The 19,399-nt window shown below is 49.8% G+C and carries 16 protein-coding genes; 4 read left to right on the forward strand and 12 right to left on the reverse strand.

The features are described 5' to 3' along the window. Position 1 precedes the first annotated feature (1 nt). The 5 genes from ACN5NT_RS16205 to ACN5NT_RS16225 form a co-directional block, all read right to left on the reverse strand. Complete coding sequence (locus tag ACN5NT_RS16205) at positions 2 to 943, reverse strand: MBL fold metallo-hydrolase (RefSeq protein WP_419176120.1); 942 nt, start codon at positions 941 to 943, stop codon at positions 2 to 4. Between the two features lie 325 nt (positions 944 to 1,268). Then, positions 1,269 to 3,047: an acyl-CoA dehydrogenase family protein gene (locus ACN5NT_RS16210; RefSeq protein ID WP_419176121.1), complete on the reverse strand. Its 1,779-nt coding sequence runs from the start codon at positions 3,045 to 3,047 to the stop codon at positions 1,269 to 1,271. A gap of 82 nt (positions 3,048 to 3,129) precedes the next feature. Continuing rightward, positions 3,130 to 4,302, reverse strand: a complete 1,173-nt coding sequence (locus ACN5NT_RS16215; protein ID WP_136798879.1) for a thiolase family protein — start codon at positions 4,300 to 4,302, stop codon at positions 3,130 to 3,132. Positions 4,303 to 4,438: 136 nt separating this feature from the next. After that, a complete protein-coding gene (locus ACN5NT_RS16220) occupies positions 4,439 to 6,826 on the reverse strand; it encodes a 3-hydroxyacyl-CoA dehydrogenase/enoyl-CoA hydratase family protein (RefSeq protein ID WP_136798880.1) in 2,388 nt (795 codons plus the stop codon). Next, complete coding sequence (locus tag ACN5NT_RS16225; protein WP_136798881.1) at positions 6,823 to 8,679, reverse strand: AMP-dependent synthetase/ligase; 1,857 nt, start codon at positions 8,677 to 8,679, stop codon at positions 6,823 to 6,825. Before ACN5NT_RS16225 ends, ACN5NT_RS16220 begins: the two co-directional genes overlap by 4 nt. Positions 8,680 to 9,421: 742 nt before the next feature. Here ACN5NT_RS16225 and ybaK point away from each other — a divergent pair. Then, positions 9,422 to 9,892: a Cys-tRNA(Pro) deacylase gene (gene ybaK, locus ACN5NT_RS16230; RefSeq protein ID WP_136798882.1), complete on the forward strand. Its 471-nt coding sequence runs from the start codon at positions 9,422 to 9,424 to the stop codon at positions 9,890 to 9,892. A 99-nt stretch (positions 9,893 to 9,991) separates the two neighbouring features. Here ybaK and ACN5NT_RS16235 read toward each other — a convergent pair whose 3' ends face one another. Further along, positions 9,992 to 10,171: a hypothetical protein gene (locus ACN5NT_RS16235; RefSeq protein ID WP_136798883.1), complete on the reverse strand. Its 180-nt coding sequence runs from the start codon at positions 10,169 to 10,171 to the stop codon at positions 9,992 to 9,994. Between the two features lie 337 nt (positions 10,172 to 10,508). Here ACN5NT_RS16235 and ACN5NT_RS16240 point away from each other — a divergent pair, with 337 nt between their 5' ends. After that, positions 10,509 to 10,730, forward strand: coding sequence for a hypothetical protein (locus ACN5NT_RS16240; RefSeq protein ID WP_136798884.1), 222 nt, complete (start codon positions 10,509 to 10,511; stop codon positions 10,728 to 10,730). Between the two features lie 115 nt (positions 10,731 to 10,845). On the opposite strand, the gene ACN5NT_RS16245 is transcribed toward ACN5NT_RS16240, so the two are convergent. Continuing rightward, complete coding sequence (locus ACN5NT_RS16245) at positions 10,846 to 11,139, reverse strand: putative quinol monooxygenase (RefSeq protein WP_419176122.1); 294 nt, start codon at positions 11,137 to 11,139, stop codon at positions 10,846 to 10,848. Between the two features lie 131 nt (positions 11,140 to 11,270). Here ACN5NT_RS16245 and ACN5NT_RS16250 point away from each other — a divergent pair, with 131 nt between their 5' ends. Both ACN5NT_RS16250 and ACN5NT_RS16255 read left to right on the forward strand, forming a co-directional pair. Further along, on the forward strand, positions 11,271 to 11,723 hold the full coding sequence (locus ACN5NT_RS16250; RefSeq protein WP_136798886.1) for a methylglyoxal synthase: 453 nt from the start codon (positions 11,271 to 11,273) through the stop codon (positions 11,721 to 11,723). Positions 11,724 to 12,050: 327 nt separating this feature from the next. Then, entirely contained in the window at positions 12,051 to 12,614 is a 564-nt protein-coding gene (locus ACN5NT_RS16255) for a hypothetical protein (RefSeq protein WP_136798887.1), read from the forward strand. 66 nt (positions 12,615 to 12,680) lie between these two features. Here the strand turns inward: ACN5NT_RS16255 and ACN5NT_RS16260 are convergent, their stop codons facing one another. The 5 genes from ACN5NT_RS16260 to ACN5NT_RS16280 all read right to left on the reverse strand — a co-directional run bounded on the left by ACN5NT_RS16260 (position 12,681) and on the right by ACN5NT_RS16280 (position 19,118). After that, positions 12,681 to 14,552 (reverse strand): multiheme c-type cytochrome, encoded by a 1,872-nt coding sequence (locus tag ACN5NT_RS16260; protein ID WP_136798888.1) that lies wholly within the window; start codon positions 14,550 to 14,552, stop codon positions 12,681 to 12,683. A gap of 229 nt (positions 14,553 to 14,781) precedes the next feature. After that, a complete protein-coding gene (locus ACN5NT_RS16265) occupies positions 14,782 to 16,020 on the reverse strand; it encodes a metallophosphoesterase family protein (RefSeq protein ID WP_136798889.1) in 1,239 nt (412 codons plus the stop codon). 88 nt (positions 16,021 to 16,108) lie between these two features. Next, positions 16,109 to 16,957, reverse strand: coding sequence for an SAM-dependent methyltransferase (locus tag ACN5NT_RS16270; RefSeq protein ID WP_136798890.1), 849 nt, complete (start codon positions 16,955 to 16,957; stop codon positions 16,109 to 16,111). An 81-nt stretch (positions 16,958 to 17,038) separates the two neighbouring features. Beyond that, positions 17,039 to 17,725 (reverse strand): phosphoglycerate mutase family protein, encoded by a 687-nt coding sequence (locus tag ACN5NT_RS16275; protein ID WP_136798891.1) that lies wholly within the window; start codon positions 17,723 to 17,725, stop codon positions 17,039 to 17,041. Between the two features lie 760 nt (positions 17,726 to 18,485). Beyond that, complete coding sequence (locus ACN5NT_RS16280) at positions 18,486 to 19,118, reverse strand: tetratricopeptide repeat protein (protein ID WP_419176123.1); 633 nt, start codon at positions 19,116 to 19,118, stop codon at positions 18,486 to 18,488. Positions 19,119 to 19,399: the final 281 nt, after the last annotated feature.

Below are 19,399 nucleotides of genomic sequence, written 5' to 3' on the forward strand. Positions count from 1 at the left end.
GTTATTTCAATGCTACACGCGCATATTTATCGGCCACCTTGTCAAACAGACCTATTGTTTCAAGAGATCTTTTCAGTTGCTCGGGTTCAGCCAGCAAATCCTGCATAAAACGTATCTCCGATGCTTTGAGGTAAATGTGAAATACATCGGTCATGGATTTGTTGAAAAACTTTTCTATGATCCACGAAACATTGTCCTGATCACGAAACGGCACCATTTGCTCAACCCGAATCAGCAGCTTATCAATGTAAAAGAGCAGGATATCTTCAATACTGCTTACACTCTCACGATGACCGGGAAGTACCGTGTAGTCGTTGAGAGCAGCGAGTTTCACGATGCTTTTGCAGTAGGCATCGTAGTTTTTGAAGCGCTTGCCCGTGTTCAGGTCGATATCGAGCAGGGGGGACTGAAAAATACCACGCAGCAACGTATCCCCGGTCACCACGTAATCATCCACCACATAGACCACGTCACTCTGTGAGTGACCGGGACAATTGATCACCTCTATGCCAAGTTCCTCTGGTATAGACTCTTCGCTTATTTGGTACTCTTTGGGAAACGGTGGAAACAGTACGCCGCTTTCAAATATTCTCCTGAGCTCTCTCAGGTACGATTCCCCAAACCCCAGACTGACCAGCAAGTCATACATCAACTCCATCCGGTCATGATGGTGCTCCATTTTCAGGGCGTCGCGATATGGCAGGTAAATGGTGGCATCGGTCTCTTTTTCGAGCCAATGCGCCAATCCGTAGTGATCGATATGACAATGGGTAATGAAGATATGGCGAAGACGGCTGAGATCTATGTTGTTACGCATAAAGCCCATCGCGTCCATGGTGTAGGGGCCGGTATCGAAAAGCAGCAACTCACCGTCACGCTCTAAAGTGTAACAGTGAACAGGTCCGACAATGTAGGGTGTATTGATTGTATGTTGCGTAAGCATACTTTCCGAGACCGGGATTCCCGCGGCACCGGTCGCGTAAGCGGTACCACAGGAACCCCGGAGGAATTTCCAGGTTTTGGCCGAAACGGCTCTTTTCCTCTAACTCGTCGTTGCTCTGGAGGAAAACCCCACGTTTCATACCCAGATAGTTTGAGGATTTTACACGTTGAGATGGCCTGCTGGCTGAGAAGCCTTGAAAATCACTCTACCTTGAGTATGTGGTTCTCAAAGGCGACGCAGGATAGCTGACCGTATCAGCGTGTAAAAAGCACCCCCCGGGCCTGGGCGCGAGGATTGGAGAAGGGGCCCGGGAAGTGCTGAGCTGCTAGAAGAGGTATTTCTCTTCTTCACAGGCAGTTGCAGCCAGGAGACGCTTGGCCTTTAAAAGGCCGGTTGCATCGTACTTGGCAAATCTACGGATACCGGAGAGGATCATGGTCAGGGTGTCGCCCTCTTCGATATAAAAAGCGCCTTGCTTTGCCGCTTTGCTGACCTCTTCGGTCATGGTAAATGCACAGACTTTCACTGCGGCTTTCACCAGTTCCTGCTTACGCTCGCTTGCGGCCGGCATGATTTTCTCTGCACGAAGCACTGCACTCTCAAGGGCGTAGATCTGAATGGCGATATCAGCAGCCGCCATCAGGATTTCCTGCTCGTCGGCAATCTTATCCATGTATTTCTGGACACCAGCGCCGGCGAGAATGAGGAACAGGGTTTTGAGATTCTTGATCAACGCTTTTTCCGCTGCAAAAGGTATGGAGTCGTCAATCTCATCGAAACTCGGGGTCATCAGCGACTCAAAGGCCTTCATTGCCTCTGACTGCAGCGGCAGCTGACCTTTCATGGCTTTTCTGAGGATCATGCCTGGAATGAGCAGACGATTGATCTCGTTGGTTCCCTCAAATATCCGGTTAATACGCTCGTCGCGATAGTAACGTTCTGCAGGGTACTCGCTGACAAAACCGTACCCACCATGAATCTGGACAACCTCATCCACGGTGCGTTGCAGAACCTCACTACAGTAGACTTTAGCGATACCGCACTCAGGGGCGTACTCTTCGATTGCCTTCAGATACAGTTCGTAGTAATTGTCGGCGGATCTGTCGATCTTGGCAATGGTCTCATCAAGTACACCGGCCATGCGGTAGACCAGAGATTCTGCGGCGTAGATCTCGGCTGTCATATTGGCGATCTTCTCACCTATTGCGCCAAAAGTGGAGATTTTCTTGCCGAACTGAGAGCGCTCGTTGGCATACTTGATTCCTTCAACAAGAGCCATTTTGGACGCACCGGCGACAGCTGCACCGAGCTTAAAGCGGCCGATGTTCAGCACGTTAAAAGCGATCTTATGCCCTTTGCCGATCTCGCCCAACACGTTTTCTACAGGAACCTTACAGTTATCGAGAATGATCTGGGTAGTGGAAGAACCCTTGATACCAAGTTTTTTCTCTTCAGCACCAACGACCAGACCGTCAAATGACTTTTCAACCAGGAAGGCGGTGAAGTGCTCTTTGTCGATCTTGGCAAAAACCGTAAACAGTTCGGCAAAACCACCGTTGGTAATAAACTGCTTGGTACCGTTCAGAATATAATGCTTCCCGTCTTCAGAAAGGGTCGCAGTCGACTGAGCACCAAGGGCGTCACTGCCCGAACCCGGTTCGGTCAGACAATAGGCGGCAGGCCATTCGCCGGAGATGAGCTTCTCCAGGTATTTTTCTTTCTGCGCCGGGGTTCCATAATAGACAAGTGGCAGGGTGCCGATACCAGTGTGACAGGTATATGCCACAGAGAACGACCCGCCCTGGGAAATTTTTTCCGCAACCAGCATTGATGAAGCCTTATCGAGTTCAAGGCCACCATACTCTTCGGGCGCATCCATCATCAACAGACCGAGCTCGCCACACTGCCGCAAGCCCTTGACTACGATATCAAAATCCTGCTTATCAATCTCTTCCACATGAGGCCAAATCTCGTTTTGAACAAACTGCTCTGTGGTTTCCCCCATCTGTCGCTGTTCGTCTGAGAAATCCTCCGGAGTAAAGACACTCGCACAAGGAGTTTCCGCTATCAGATATTCGCCGCCTTTTAATATATTATCAGACATTTAATCACCTATATTCCTTCAAAGATGCTCTTATCTCTATAAGTAGCGCACGCGGGGATTGCCCCGCGTGCGCTTGACGTACTTACAGTTTTTCGAATATTCCGGCTGCGCCCATACCGCCGCCGATACACATGGAAACCATGCCATACTTACCTTGACGGCGGCCCAGCTCGTGCAGCAGGGTTGCGGTCAGCTTGGCACCGGTACATCCAAGCGGATGACCGAGAGCGATGGCGCCACCATTGACATTGATAATGTCCTTATTAAGACCGAGTGTCTTGATGCAGGCCAGGGCCTGGGCAGCAAAAGCCTCGTTCAGCTCGATAAGGTCCAGGTCTTCTTTCTTCAGGTTGGCCAGCCTCAGCGCCTCCGGGATAGCGGCAATAGGGCCGATACCCATAACTTCAGGGGCAACACCTTTCACGGCAAAGGATACGAAGCGGGCAAAAGGATCTTTAGCGATCTTTTTCAGGTAATCTTCTGAAACTACCAGGGTCACCGCCGCACCATCGGTCATCTGAGAGGAGTTACCGGCTGTAACCGGGCCGCCTACCTTGAATACGGAACGCAGCCTGCCCAGACTCTCAGCAGTTGTACCCGGGCGAACACCATCATCAACCGTGACCAGTTCCTTTTCGCGCTTGATCTTGCCGCCCACCAGCTTGGTGTGCTCAATCTCTACCGGGATGATCTCATCGGTAAACCGGCCTTCTTTGATTGCCGCGGCTGCTTTTGCATTGCTGGCAGCACCGAACTCATCCATCATCTCGCGGGTGATGCCATATTGCGCGGCCACATTTTCTGCGGTAACACCCATGGAAGCAAACGCCTCCGGCCAGTTGACCATCAGGCCCGGGTTGGCGGAGTATTTCAAACCGCCCATGGGTACACTGGACATGGACTCGGCGCCACCTGCGATAATACAGTCGGCAAAACCGCACATGACACGCTCTGCCGCCATGGAAATGGTCTGCAGACCTGAAGAGCAGAAGCGGTTTATTGTCTGACCGGATACCTCGATGGGCAAGCCCGCTTTCATCGCCGCCACACGGCCCATGTTCATGCCCTGCTCCCCTTCCGGGAAGGCACAGCCAAGATAAACATCTTCCACGGTGGCGGGATCGATTTCCGTCCTCTCCACCAGTCCTTTTATGGCAAGTGCCGCCAGGTCATCCGGCCGCATATCCTTGAATTTTCCTTTAGTCGCCCGGCAGCCAGGAGTTCTGTAGCTTGCCAGAATGTAGGCTGTTTTCATATCTGATCCTCTTTTAGTGTATTCTTCGTATGTGATCGGACACTTTCGCTACCCTTGGAGATTGTCGGAGAACTGCCATCTTCTCCCAGCTCATGACACAGAAATGGGGAGTAAGGGCTTTCTCCGACAGGCTCTCCTAGTTTCTTAGCGGCTTGCCGGTCTTAAGCATATGCTGGACACGCTCGGCGGTCTTCTTGTTGCCGCACAACCGCACGAAATTTTCACGCTCGAGCTGCAGCAAATAATCCTCGGTCACGATGGTGCCGGGGTTCACATCACCGCCGCAGATAACATCTGCAATCATGCCACCCATCTGGGACTCATACTCAGTGATGAAATTACCCTGCTGCATATTCCAGAGCTGACTCTTGATTGATGCAGCAATGTTGCGACCTGGGGCTGCGATATCAGTGCGCTTGAGTTTCGGACGATAATTCACTGCAAGAGCCAGCACCTTCTGCTTGGCATCACCAATCAGTCTGTCGATGTCCATGGTGATGGAATCGCCGTTGCGCATGTAGCCCATGCCAGCCAGTTCTGCAGCACCCATGGACACTTTTGCCATGGCGATCTGCTCGAAGTGTTTGAAGACAAATGGTTGTGGGTCGGTTTTATACTGAGCTGCGATATCAACCGCACGAACACACATCTCCTTGGTACCACCACCCGCAGGCAGCAGGCCAACACCGATTTCAACCAGCCCCATATATGTTTCGGCATAGGCATTCATAGCATCGGCGTGGAGGCTGAACTCACAACCACCGCCCAGAGCCATACCAAATGGAGCTGCAACAACCGGCACCTTGGCGTATTTGAGAGCCATGGTGGCATTCTGGAAATTCTTGAGCACCATATTGATGTCGTCGTACGCACCCTCGGCCATGGCGACTGCCAGCATCATCAGATTGGCACCTACGGAGAAGTTCGCCCCGTGGTTACCGACCACCAGGCCAACACCTTCTTCTTCAGCCCGCTTGACCGCTTTATGGGTCATGGCCAGGATGTCGCCACTGATAGAGTTCATCTTGGAATGGAACTCGAAACCGAAAACACCGTCACCCAGATCGATGATGGAACAGTTGGCGTTTTTCTCGACAACCTTGCCGGCTTTCTTCAGGATATCGAGCTTGATCTGACCCTCTTTCAACGGTACAGGTACGTATTCGCCCTTGAGAACGTCGTAGTATTCCTGGGTTCCGTTATCAGCGAAGCGATAGAAGCTCTCAATTCCCTTCATTTTCTCGGGAACAACCACACCGTCTTTTTCCGCCCGCTTGACGAAAGAAGCAATACCGATTGCATCCAGCATCTCGAATGGGCCGATTTCCCAGTTAAAACCCCACTTCATGGCGTTGTCTATATTGACTACGTCGTCAGCAATTTCCGGAATGCGGTTAAAAGCATAAATGAGGGTGTCGCGGATTGATTTCCAGGCAAACTCAGCACCTTTGTCGGCGGCACCAACGATCATCTTGATTTTCTGGGCTGGGTCATCCACCTGCTTGACCATGCCTACAGAAGCGAACTTCGGCTTGGCCAACGGCTTGTAGTCACCTTCTTTGTAATCGAAGTAAAAGATCTGGCGCTTGCCATCTACCTTCGCTTTTTTATAAAAGCCCTGCCTGGTCTTGTTACCCAACCAGCCATTCTCAACCAGCTTGGCCATGAAATCAGGTGTCTTGAAGACCTCACGCTCCTCATCATCCGGGCAAAGATCATACGAGTTTTTCCCTACATGGGCCAGGGTATCGAGACCAACCAGATCAGCGGTTCTAAAAGCGGCACTCTTGGGCCGTGCTGTGGCCGGACCTGCTACTGCGTCAACCTCTTCTACTGTCATATCCATCTCGACCATATGCTGCATGGCCTTGTAAATGGCATAGACACCGATGCGGTTACCGATGAAGTTTGCGGTATCCTTGGCGAAAACAATACCCTTACCCAGACGGCTGGAGATAAAATCGGCCATGCCCTTCATAACTGCCGGGTCGGTGGCAGTGGTTGGCACCAGCTCCATCAGACGCATGTAGCGCGGTGGATTGAAGAAATGGGTTACCAGGAAATTTTTGCGAATCTCCGCAGGAAGCACCTCGGCCATCTCGTTTGCCGAGAGTCCTGAAGTGTTGGTGGAAAGAATCGCACCCGGAGCAAGATTAGGTACCAGTTTCTTCAGCAAGTCGAGTTTGATAGGCATGTACTCGACCACGACTTCAATAACCCAGTCGCACTCTTTAAGTTTAGCCAGGTCATCTTCCAGGTTGCCCACTGCAATCTGAGCAACATATTCTTTCAAATAAAACGGGGCCGGTTTCATCTTCAGCAGTCCGTCACGACCAGCCTGGGCGATGCGATTACGCACCTGGGGGCTTTCCATGGTCAGGCCTTTTGCCTGCTCCTGCTCAGTAAGTTCCTTCGGCACGATATCCAGCAAAAGAACCTCAAGCCCAGCATTTGCCAGATGAGCAGCGATAGTCGCTCCCATGACTCCGGCGCCGAGTACACCTACACGATTAATCTGCCTCATTTGTTATCTCCATTATCTGTTTTCGGCCGGCCGACTAAGCCGTTACCAGCTTTCATGTACAATTCTTCAATGGTGTCTTTGTACTTGTTGAAGATTTCTTTACGTTTCAGTTTGAGAGTGGGGGTCAGCTCGCCTCCTTCAATGGTGAATTCCCGAGGAAGAAGGGCAAATCGTTTAATGGTTTTATATGAAGGCAAATTCGCATTGAGTGCCTCCACACGCTCGGTATAAAGCTCCATCACCTTTTTATGGGTAACAAGCTCTTCCATGTCGATATAGTCCACCTCCAGTTCACGGCCCAAATCGATCAGACGTTCGAGATTCGGGGTGAGCAGTGCCACCAGATACGGTTTCATGTCGCCGTACACGTAGGCCTGGGAGATGTACTTATCAAGCTTCAATTCATTTTCGATTGGTTGCGGAGCGATATTCTTGCCACCCGCTGTAACGATGATCTCTTTTTTGCGGTCGATGATATAGACAAACCCCTGCTCGTCTATGGTGGCGATATCGCCGGTCCGGAACCAACCATCTTCGAGGTTTTTACTGGTGGCTTCATCATTCTTGTAATACTCACGCATGACCTGCGGACCTTTGACAAAGAGCTCACCGTCGTCACCGAGCTTCACCTCGGTTTCATCCAACGGTTTACCAACAGAGTCGAAACGAACATCCTGGTAACTTGAAAGCGTTACCGCAGGGCTGGTTTCAGTCAGACCGTAGCCGTTAAAGACCGGCAGACCGATAATCCACATGAACTCGTTGACGGTCTTGTCAAGCGGTGCACCGCCGCAGATAAAGTAATCGAGCTTACCGCCAAAACGTTCTCGGACCTTTTTGAAAACCAGACGGTCAAAGAATTGATAGCGCAACTCGAGCAAACCGAGTGGCTCTTTTTTAATATACTTTTTATGCACATATTCCCGCCCGACCTCAACCGCCCTGTGGAACAGGTTACGCTTGAAGTTTGATGCCTGATGGACGTTCTCGTAAATGCGGGAATAGATCTTCTCGAACAGACGCGGTACGCTGACCATGTTGGTCGGACGTATCTCGACCATGTTTTCCATGACCTTCTGCACATTCTCGGCAAAAGCGACGTGATTGCCAGTAAGCAGCGTAGTGTAATACCCGCCGGTACGCTCCAACACGTGACTGAGTGGCAGAAAGGACAAAAATGTCTGCTGACTCTCCGTCACTTTTACTCTTTTGATACCGTGATGGGCATTGGCCAGGATGTTCCTCTGGGTGAGCAGCACGCCCTTGGGAACACCGGTGGTGCCAGAGGTGTAAATAATGGTGATGATATCTTCCTGCTTGATTGAATCGATCTCCTTTTCAATAACACTACAATCTTCTTCAGAAAGCGGAGTCGATACTTCAGAAAGCTGATACTGGGTGTAAACCGGAAAAGAGCGGTCTCCCATAAAACGTTCATATGAGATAACCAGTTCGACGTTGGGAATCTGATCCCGTATGGCAAAAAGCTTTTCGTACTGCGACTTGGTTGAAACGAAGACTACCTTGGCCTCACAGTGGTTGATAACGTATGCCGCCTGCTTGCCGGTGTTTGTTGCGTAGATCGGGACTGTAATGGCCCCCGCCGACTGAATTCCAAAATCGGAAATCGCCCAGCCCAATCTGTTTTCGGAAAAAATCGCCACCCTGTCCCCGGGCTTGACGCCAGCCTTCTTCAGACCTCGCGCCAACAGTATTACCCGTTCATAAAACTCCTGGTAGGTCAGGGAAAGAAATACCCCACGCTTTTTATAGCTGATAGCCGTCCTTCCGGCATATTTCCTGGCATTGTCTCTGAGAATTGCTGGGACCGACTGATATGACAGAAAGTTCATAATTCATCTGCTCCACACTAATTTTCACACTGACACTATTGCCCACTCTCACGCGGAAAACTTATGCATCAACCCCTAGATACCGTACCTTTACGTTTAAGTCAACCATTTTTCAAAAACTTTTCTTCTCGTTCAAACCACTTTTGCAGTTACGAAAGTGTTGTCATGGCCTGCCACATATTTTCCAGTTTTACATTGAAAGTATAGAGTTATAGGACCTCTGCTCAGTAACGAACAGCGCTTGGCTTAACGACAGCACCGGCAAATACTGAACTGCTGCCGCAACAGCATATTTCATTGTTTACGTAAAATAGATGGTAATCATTGGTGGGCGTTTATGCATCTTAAACAGGTAGGAATTTCAGGCTCTCCCTTCATTACCGGTGCAGATTCCGTCACTCCGGCTGGTTGAGGCTCAAGGACCGGGACTATCGTGGATACATCCAGAATGGTTCAAGTTCCAATTTCCACTATGCTTTCAACTTGTTCAGTTCCCCAGGCATAGGTATACTTGTAGTGCCCTCAGGGATTGGCTGGACGGTACCTCCGGATGAGAAGGCAAGCGATGCCTTGCTGCCGGGAAGAATGATTATATCGACAAACGATTTACAGACGAGAAAATGCATGACATATTATCTGTCGGGCTTGTTGTCAGAGAAATTCCCTGATGATCCGTTGCAGACCAGTCCGACTAGAACAATTATCAATCACGGCACTTAGCCACTTCTTACGTAATCCTGTTATGACACCCGCAATCAATATCCTGAAGAAAAAGAAAATCACCCATAAAGTTCACTCCTACAGCCATGACGGCGACCATCCATCCTACGGTCTTGAAGCGGCTGAAAAGCTTGGCCTGGACCCTGATCAGGTTTTCAAGACCCTGGTGGCGGAACTCGGTGATGGATCCCTGGTCGTTGCCATCATCCCCGTCAATCAGATGCTCAGCATGAAATTGCTGGCAAAAGCCGCCGGCGCCAAAAAAGCTACCATGGCTGATAAAGCAAAAGTGGAGAAAACCACCGGCTACGTATTGGGTGGAGTGAGCCCGCTCGGCCAGAAGAAACTGCTGAAAACCTATATTGATGCGAGTGCCGCCACCTTCCCCACCATCCATGTAAGTGCAGGGAGAAGAGGGTTGGAAATTGAGCTGAACCACAATGATTTACTGACGCTTACCCGAGGAGCACTGGCTGATATATGTCAGGTTTAAAAACTGAACTGCACCTGGCACGCTGAAAAGCAATGGGAGTACCGGATACGAGTCGGTAATCCCATTGTTTGCAGGGTATTTCAATATCGGCTATTCACATCATGGATGTGCCGGACATTCGCCCGCTTTAGCATTTCTAATGTCACTTTGGTGTTTGGCGATGGAGATAATAGTTTTCACCGCTTTCTCCTGCTCTTCATTCAGACTGGTGCCACGAAGTTTTTCCGCTTCCTCGACTATTGCCAGGAAAGCTCCGGCAATCTTATCTGATGCTAACATGTATGTACCTCATAACGTCTTGCGCTGATCATATTTGCAGCCTTCAAGAGGCCTTGTAGAAGAGATAATACATGAATGGTAAAAGGCAAAACACATTGACGCAGGCAACCTGCCGGCTCCTGGTTTGTTGGTTGTATACCGCGAGCGACGCCAGCCCGCCAACTTGACAGCAGCAGGATACAGTTTTAATTTTTGAGCTGGGTTCGACAGAACTTGATTGCTCAATGAAATTCCTTAAAAGCAGTCCAAGAGACTCAAACCCGCCACAGCGATTGAAGATCGTTATACGATGACCCGATTGCGCCTATCTGTATCAGGCGCTTGGAGGAGTAACGAAATGGCATATACATGTAAAACCTGCGGAGTCTCGGCAAAAGCCCCGGGCCATCTCTGCAATCCCATCGACGAGGTACCAGGGGCCCCCCTGTGCGGCACCAGCGACTCAGCAAAAGATCCTGTATGCCAGGAGAAGATAACTGAAATGCAATTTACCTGTGACTCCTGCGGCAGAGTTTCCGCAGATTCCGGTCGTCTCTGCAATCCAGTCAAGACAGACTGATCCGAAACCACATCCTTACTCTTTGTAAAAACGCAAAAGCCCCGTCACCCGACGGGGCTTTTGCTATTCCATCTTGCTCAACCGCCAATTTGCTTTCCGGGCAAATGCAGATCTGCTATTGCTGCTCTATCCTCTGCCAGGTATCCAGGCTTCTTTCGGCAATCCAATCTCCCACCAGCTCCGCAAAAGAGACAAAATGCTCGGTCTTTTTGTGCACCTCAAAGGCAGCCTCATCGGTATACAACTCGTAGAGGAAAAAACGGCTGGGGTTATCCGGGTCCTGCCCCAGATCGAACTGAAGACAGCCTTCCTCCCTGTCCAGACACCTTCTGGCCTGTTGGCTCATCTCCTTTTTAAACAGTTCGACATATGTATCCTTTATAACAAAACATACACTTACGATATACATGTGATACTCCTTTTCAGGGTTAACGGGTTATAAAACACTCTACAACAGCGAGACGACAGAACCGAATCTTTATCGGAAAAATAACCGAAATCATATAGCCTTTTATTCTGAAGGAATTAGAATGATCAACTATGAAAGTACAAAAAAGAATTGGCCTGGTGGCCCACGACAACAGGAAAGAGGCACTCATCGAATGGGTTGATCACAACCGTGACGAACTCCTAAAACATGAACTTATCTGCACAGGCACCACCGGCAAACTGGTGGAGGAGTGTCTATGCCAAAACGGTGCGCCAGCCCCGTTGATCACCAAGCTGAAAAGCGGGCCTTTAGGCGGTGACCAGCAGCTGGGCGGGATGATCGCTGAAGGGAAAGTGGATATGCTGATTTTCCTCTGGGACCCGATGCAGCCACACCCGCACGATGTCGACGTAAAGGCACTCTTGAGAATTACCGTACTCTACAATCTTCCCACGGCGAATAACCGCTCCAGCGCAGATTTCCTGATTTCATCGCCGTTAATGCGGCAGGAGTATCATCCACAGCTGCAGGATTACAGCTCCTACATCCAGAGAAAATTATAATTATCGCCCCCAGAAGATCTCAACGGACTGTTTTTACTCATTTTTTTGTTCCACCCTGGGACTCAACAAGAGCTGGTCAGGCGCAGCCCTGATGCAGTTTGCGTTGAGTTACTATGTCATTCACCCTATCGCATTGATATTAAATAGTAAAAAATTTACAGCCCTACTTGTTACGATCAAGCCACACCTCCCCCCTTTGTCCCCCTCCCTCAGAAATTTATAGCTGACCATAACAAACAAATTAGTCTTGCGTTGCAATTGAAAAAGAGATAACTTGATGCAGTAACGTGATAGGGTTTCACACATATTCTACTAAAGGGAGAGCGCATGAGGCTTCTCCAGTTACTGATTCTACTGTCGCTTTTCTGGCAAAACAGTTCTTTTGCGAGCGGCCCCAAAGAATACCGGATTCGTCTGAGCCTTAATGATTATTTCATCGTCAAGGATACAGAGGAATACAAGGTCACTCTCCAGAAGCAACTTATCCTCCGCTTTGCCAATGTTCAGGTCACTCCCCAAAATGGCAAAGATTTTGACCTCCTGCTCTTTTTCAAAAGCGACACTCCCGATCTCGCCCAATTTGATACTGCCCAAAAGATCCGGGACAACCTGTACCAGGCAGCCACACCATACCTGCCTTATGTCGTTGAAACGGAAGTAGCGCTACGGGAGTTTTTCTGGAAAAACCGACGCGGCTACCTGACGATTCTCTCCGACAGGCAGCTCGCAGATAAAGAGCAAATCCCCGCTGGTGTTTTTAAATACCTCACCAAGGGCATGGTTCGTCTGTCAACCGATTCGGTACTGGGCTTCAGCCTGATGACCAACGAACTCGGAACCGACAGCTATAACCAGCACCTGGCCTATGTTAAGAGCTTCGTGCAGGAGTAGCCATATACAGCACAGATATGTATTGTAGCGGCTGTCGGCTCATTACATCTTTTTATTCCGTTTCAGCTACTTGCTACCATGTTCCAGAATCGCCTCAATCGCCTTCTGGTGCAATTCGTCATTCGGCGCTCCTTTAATTCCACTTTTCTCTTTAAGGCTCATCCAGAATTTCTGATCCTTCTTGTGGCAAGCGATGCAGGTCCCCGCCTTTTGCATAAGCTCCAACTCTTCCTTGTTAAATGGCCGTGCGACCTCATGGGGAATAGCCTGTAGCTGCGTACCGTTTTCATCCACTATTCGCTCAAGCTCAAAATCGATGGGCGCTCCGTCGGGGAAATTTCCTTCGATATCATATATTCCACCTCCTAGTCCCAGAGTTTTGCGGTTTGCATGGCAGTCCATACAACTTCTGGCTTTTATAGAAGTAGTGTGGGGGTGAATCGGCGTATGACTGATACCTGTGAGTCCATCCCTGGTGGTAAATACCTTATTGTTTACCAGCGGGTTTTCGCCATCAACCTGGGTGAAAATAGCCTGGCAACCAGGAATAAGGGGGCTCACCTTGCCCCTGGAGTTGATCCCCAGAACCGGGGTTATCCAACGCACATAGGAGCGGGACTCATCCCAGGCGTAGGCACTGTTTTCGCGATTCCCCTTCATGGAATTCTTACTCGGATCGCCACCGGGTTTGCCCTGCAGCCAATCGCCCGATGGCTTTGAGACATCCTGCTTGGCATGGCAGCCATAACATTGAGAAGCCCACCTGGCATGGCAGGAATAACATTCAAGTTTCTCCATATGTACCGGCACCGCCTTTTTGGCCACATACGCCTCAGGAGAAAGCTCTGCTTCCACCAATTGCGGAACCACATGTTCCTTGCCATCAAGCTTTGAAGTAAGCACAATCGAATCACCCTTTTTGGCAAGATTCGTCATCTCATTGCCACGGCTGGTCTTCATATCCGTTGCGGCTTCAAGGGTGCCATGACAATTCACACAGACAACCTCCAGCGCATGTTCCCGTTTTAGATATATATTTCCGTCACCGTGCAACTCCAGCATGGTATGGCAGTCAATACAGGTCATTCCCCTTTCATAGTGAATATTGGCCTGCAGATGGTTGTAATTCTTGCCATGCAGCTTGGGTTGCTTGCTGCCATCGGCACGCCATGGGGTACCGTAGCCATCACTTTCGATGGTGCCTATATAGCTCACGCCGGTACGTCCACCACGATTATGGCAATGCAGACACTGGGTCTCAGTTATTTTTTTGGTAATGCGATGCAGCTTGGGGCGATCCTTCTGATCCTTCGGTATAGTTGGGTCACCACCCTCATAAAGCCCTGCATCAGAATACTCCACATGGCAGGAAGCACAGCCACTGGCACGGTAGTCCCCATCGCGCTGGTGTCCATCACTCCAGACATGGCAGCGCAAGCACTGGTTCCGTAAATAATCGTTGGCCGGGTGGTTGTCCGGGCTCTCTGGCTGGTCATACTTGTACATGGGGAGCTGGGCCAGGGATTTGACTGCATGCTCACCTTCCGGACTGTCATCCTCGACAGCGTAGGTGGCGTACTCTGCAGCCATTTTATCCTGCAACCCCCAGGCGTAGCGCGTGCCTGAAATTTTTCCGGCGCTGGTGGCATGGAGTGATTTTTTCACATGCTCCACAATCTCGTCATGGCAGGTACCACAGGTTTGATCGATAACCCGCATGTCACTGGGATTGGCAAACATCCCCTTATGCGCCGCCTCAGCATCTGTGGCAGAAGCGTCACCGAAATGACACTCCACGCACTCCATATCATGTACTTCCGGATCTTCGGAAATTGGCTCAATCCCCTCATGGCAAGTCAGACACTGATTTTCGGCCTGGGCTACTGTTACACACAAAAGGACAGCCAACAGGAAGGCAAAAAATACTTTCCATCGCATAGCAACCTCTCCATGGAAAAGATTGAGAATCAACCCGGAGAACCTAACGTGTGATCTTTCAAGTAACACGAACTCAGAGAATCATTTAGCTGCTTCTCAGGGCATCAACTGTTACAAACGAGGCCAAACGTGCTTCATTATCGCTTGACGCCCAGCTATTAGTCAAGCAACAGCAACCTTGCGCCTAGTGGCCCTCCAGTCGACTCAACCAGCATATAACGCAAGAAACTTACCTTGCTCCCATTCTGGCATGGAGCAGCCTTTTCATCCTGATGCTTTCCAGCTGAATAACGGGTGGCAACATTTCCCCATTGGCCAGAATCCTCACTCCTTCTGCGAAATGGGTCTTCAGATGAGGGAAAAGCCCACCGTCTATCACCAATACCATCTCACGGATGACAGCCTGCCCTTCTGCATCGATATCGACCCTGAAATAATTTATCCGCGGCTCACGTTCAACCTTACCCAGAGTTTGCCAGAACAGTTCATCGGGTGTCTGTTTGGTGTGCTGGTGTGCTGCCAGATAGCCATCCTGGGAAGCACCGCCACCTCCGGTTACCATCACCAGAATTCCCTCCTGAGTACGATACATCTCAGTCGTATGGTTATGCCCGTTAAAGACAGCCACATTCACCTCCGGATGCTCTTTCTTCCACTGCCCTAAAGCCATCAGTGGGTCGAATGAGCTGTTCAGGGGCGGATGAACCGAATTGCTGAATGACGGCTTATGATACTGCACGAAAACATTCTGCAAGCCATCTTCCAGCATCACCCCATCGAGCAGTGACAGTAATTCCAGCATCAGGCTATCGAAAGAGACCACGCAATCGCAATTCCAGTACTGGTCCAACTCACGGCGCACCTTTTTCTCATCATCAGTGGTATTACCGCTGCAAAGAGACACGAAGAGGTTTGAGCCAACGGTGAAATAGTAGTTATGCAGCCCTTTCCCGCCGTCGGTGAGATAGGGAAAGGTTGCAAAGTAATTCTTGAGCGCGTCCTGTTTGCCCGGCTCCTGCAGCAACTCATGGTTACCGAGTACCGGAAACATCTGCGCAGAACCGTTGCTGCGCAGCCCCCGTGGGAAATACCGATGGATTTCCTGCCATTGTTTCTTATCGCCTCCCATCCAGATAAAATCTCCGGTAAAAAGTGTAAAATCCGCCTCACGCTTTTCCAGACTTGCCGCCACATCCGAAAAAACCAGATGTCGAAAATGGTTGTATCTGCGGGCACTGCGTACCTTATCTTCGTCATACCTGTCTTTCCCCACCAGAACGTTCTTGCGGCTGTCACCGAAGACTATGAAATGAACCTCATCTGCTGAAAAAGATTTCGGAGAAGGAATGCGTTCCAGTTGCGCCGCCGACAATCCTGTACAGAAGAAAGTAATGGAGCAAACCAGAGCGAAAATTTTCAAACCGCCGGTAATCAAGTACCCTGTTTTCATCATTCGTTTCTTTAGCACGTCAACATCTCCCAGTGTGGATTGCAGGATTGTCTTTCTTCACCACAGTCAACCGCACTTCTGGCCCATAGACAGGTCGGCTCCGGTGTTACACAGCTTTGGCAGCAACAGTGATATAGCCGGTATTTCTGGCAATTGTCTCATGAACCTCGAGCCATCTTTTAACCTCTTTTTCCCCGACAAGATGAGCGATCTCATGTCGGTGGAGGTGAAAGGCCTCGGCAAATTTCTGCGGAAAAGGTTTACCGACAAATGTGCTCACGTCTTCCAGTTCAACAACTTCAAAACCACAATCGGCGAGCACCTCACGATACGCCTGCAAGCGGATGATTTGAGTTTGCATCTCCCGAACCGCATATTGGCAAAAGCCGCGCTGGGCCTCCCCCCGCAGGTAAAGGTCTGCAATGAGGAGTGTAGAACCACTTTTCAAGACCCGTCTTGCCTCGATCAACGCCTTTTCATGGCCTATGCGTGAGATCGACTCGAAAAACCAGCCACCGGCCATCGACTCTCCGGCAAAGGGCAGATCCCTGGCATCTTCAAGATGAAATGCCACCAGATGATCCAGACCCGCCAGCCAGGCATGTCTAGTCGCAATTTGCTGCTGGTGATAACTGTTGGTCACGCCCTCTACAAAGCAGCCCCGCTCTGCAGCCAGCATAATAGCCGTACGGCCGACCCCACAACCCAGATCACAAAAAGTCTGTCCGGCGGAAATGGAGGTCTTATCAATCATCATCCGGGCAAATCGCTCAGCCCCCTCCGCCAGACTGGCATCTACATTGGCTTCATCAAAATAGCCGTGGTGCAGCCAACCACCTGAAATAATCTCCCACGCCTTGGCCTCAATCGCCTCAGGCGCATCCTGCTGACGGCTTATCTCTTCAGAATCTTCAAACTTCAAAGTGAGATCGTTTCTGATGATGGTATCGCTCATTACTCAACTCCCGCACCGAATATTTCATAAAAATTCACAACACATTCCCAGTACATACGGAAGTATTTTCAATGTCCGCCTTCAATCATCGTTCTTTTTTTGCTGACGCATTGCCCCAGCGCCCTGAAACTCAGCTTGCCCCCACGGGTTCATAGACTTTGCCTGATGAGCTTGAGCGAAAGTCAAATGGCTGGAGTCGTTCACATACTTCACCCGCCTGCATCCCGTCGAGTCAAGCAGTAGGCCGGTGAATGACCCATTATCGAGAACCAGATTTTCATGCAGCTTGACACCATCTACTCCAAGCCAGGTCGCTATAAGACATTTAATGATCTCCTGGTGGCCGAAAATAAGGATTTTCTCCGCACCGTTGGCGGCTATGTTTGCAGCAATCATTTCAGCCCGTTTTTCACAGGGAATCAGCCAGCCGTCACCACATCGACAGGTAAGTCGATCCGCCGGCAGATATCCGACCATCGACTGATACCAATTTCTGCCCGCATTGTTTTCGGTGATGCGGTTATCAAGTTCCACATAGCACGCCTTCGGGGAGGCAATCTGATACGATTGATACGCACGCAGCAAAGGGCTGACATAGACAAAATCGTACGTGTGCTGATCCAGTCGAGCCTTTACGGCTGTCATCTGTTTTTTGCCTAATTCACTTAACCCGGGATTCCCGGCATCATTCGGTTCACCCGGCAAGTCACTGCTCTGGCCACATCTGATAAGTACGATATCTTTTGCTATCCCAGGTAACTCGTACATAACACCTCCAGGCGAATCATGTTCTGCCCGGTTCCCTATTGACGAAAGTTGACTGAACCAGGCAGCAAGCCAACAGCCAGACAGAGAATGAACCTATATATAGCTAGGCTTTTCAAGGAGCATCTTCTCACCATGCCGTCCACCAGCCCCTGCTGTTTCCGGCAACATTTCCACTACAGCCCCAAAACCTGGCGCTACCTTGCTTTAAAATACTTTCCCATCACCCCAGAACTGTTCATGGGCCATTTGTAGCAACATTGCCAACAAAGAGTTCTTCAACCGGAAACACTCCACACGGCTTTCGTCATTAAATTGAAGTTGTTAGCTGAAAATGGTTTGAACCCCTGCGCACCATCGCAAAGAAGCTGTAATTTCAAGCCCTCCAGCAAATGACAGCCTGTAATATCCCAATAGCATCACAAACTGAAGTCGCTGTCAAATAGTTGCACAGAGCATATAAAAGTAAGGGAGTTTTTAGGCGGGAGGACGGAAGAGAGCGGCGACAGGGCAAACAACTTAAAGCTAAGAGCTGTTCTCTACAAAGGGATTGCGTTATGATTTCAGGCAGTGGGCACGTGCCAATCTGTAAGCAGAATATCAGGGGGTATCAGCGTATCACCCTGTTCACCTGATTACATTTGATGGCTATCTGAATTGCAATGAAAAGAGCCCCATAAAATTTTGATAGTTCAAAGAAAAAATAATAGAAAGATCATCAGATTCAGTTCAGGCATACCTTTCTGCAATGACGAATGTCGGCTCAGACTTTTTCCTGGTTATCGATATAGGCCAGTTCATCGCGAGCCATGTCATTATCGGGGGCAAGTCGTAATGAAGCATGCAACAATCCCCTGGCGGTATTCAGATCGCCCATCTCGATAAGAATAAAGGCACGGCAACGCAACACCGCAGCAAGATCGGCTTCGGTTACCAGCGAGGTGGTACTGGTAATTGGCAAAAGCGTTGCCAGCGCTGCCTGAAATTCATGCTTACCTATCAGTGCCTGTGCTTTTTCAAGCCGGAGTTTGGGATGTTCGGGCTCCAGCAGTAAACCTTTATTTAAATATTCTATTGCGCTATCAAAGTCGCTGTCCTGCACTGCCAGATAACCAAGATAATAGTACGCTCTGGGGTAGGCGCCAGGAGACCAGTGAATATCAAGGCTCGGGTCGCCATGTTCTGCCTGGTAGTTCAGATAATGGAGAAAGGCATCAAGATCCCAGCATTTAATAAAGATCGCTCCTTCGACCTCTATCATATTCTCATATTGCATGGGAGCGCCTGCCGCAACATCCTGCAAAATCTCCTTTGCCGTCGTACAGTCCCGGGCTTTGATTGCCTCAACAGCCTCGTCGACCCTGAAAGCATCAGCGATTTCCTGTTCTCTCTTCATGCTCTCCCCACTGCTTGATTAATAAGTTTCAGATAGTTGCTGTAACCTTGAGCACGGCACGAGTTGTCCACCGATAGCAGCAAACATAATAGCAATGAGAGTAATGAACTGTCATTACATAAAAAACTATCTTCGAGTTGAATTGGGTACAGGTGAATTCAAATTTTAGCACCGGCATCGATCGTGCGTCCCGAGCAACTGCGCACCCATGCTCTCCCTGAAAGTTGGGGCAGAAAATTTATCAAGGACCTATTGCTGCAGTTCGCCATACATCCACGTTA

The sequence above is a fragment of the Desulfosediminicola sp. genome, assembly GCF_048381775.1.
Lineage (GTDB): Bacteria > Desulfobacterota > Desulfobulbia > Desulfobulbales > Desulfocapsaceae > Desulfopila > Desulfopila ganghwensis.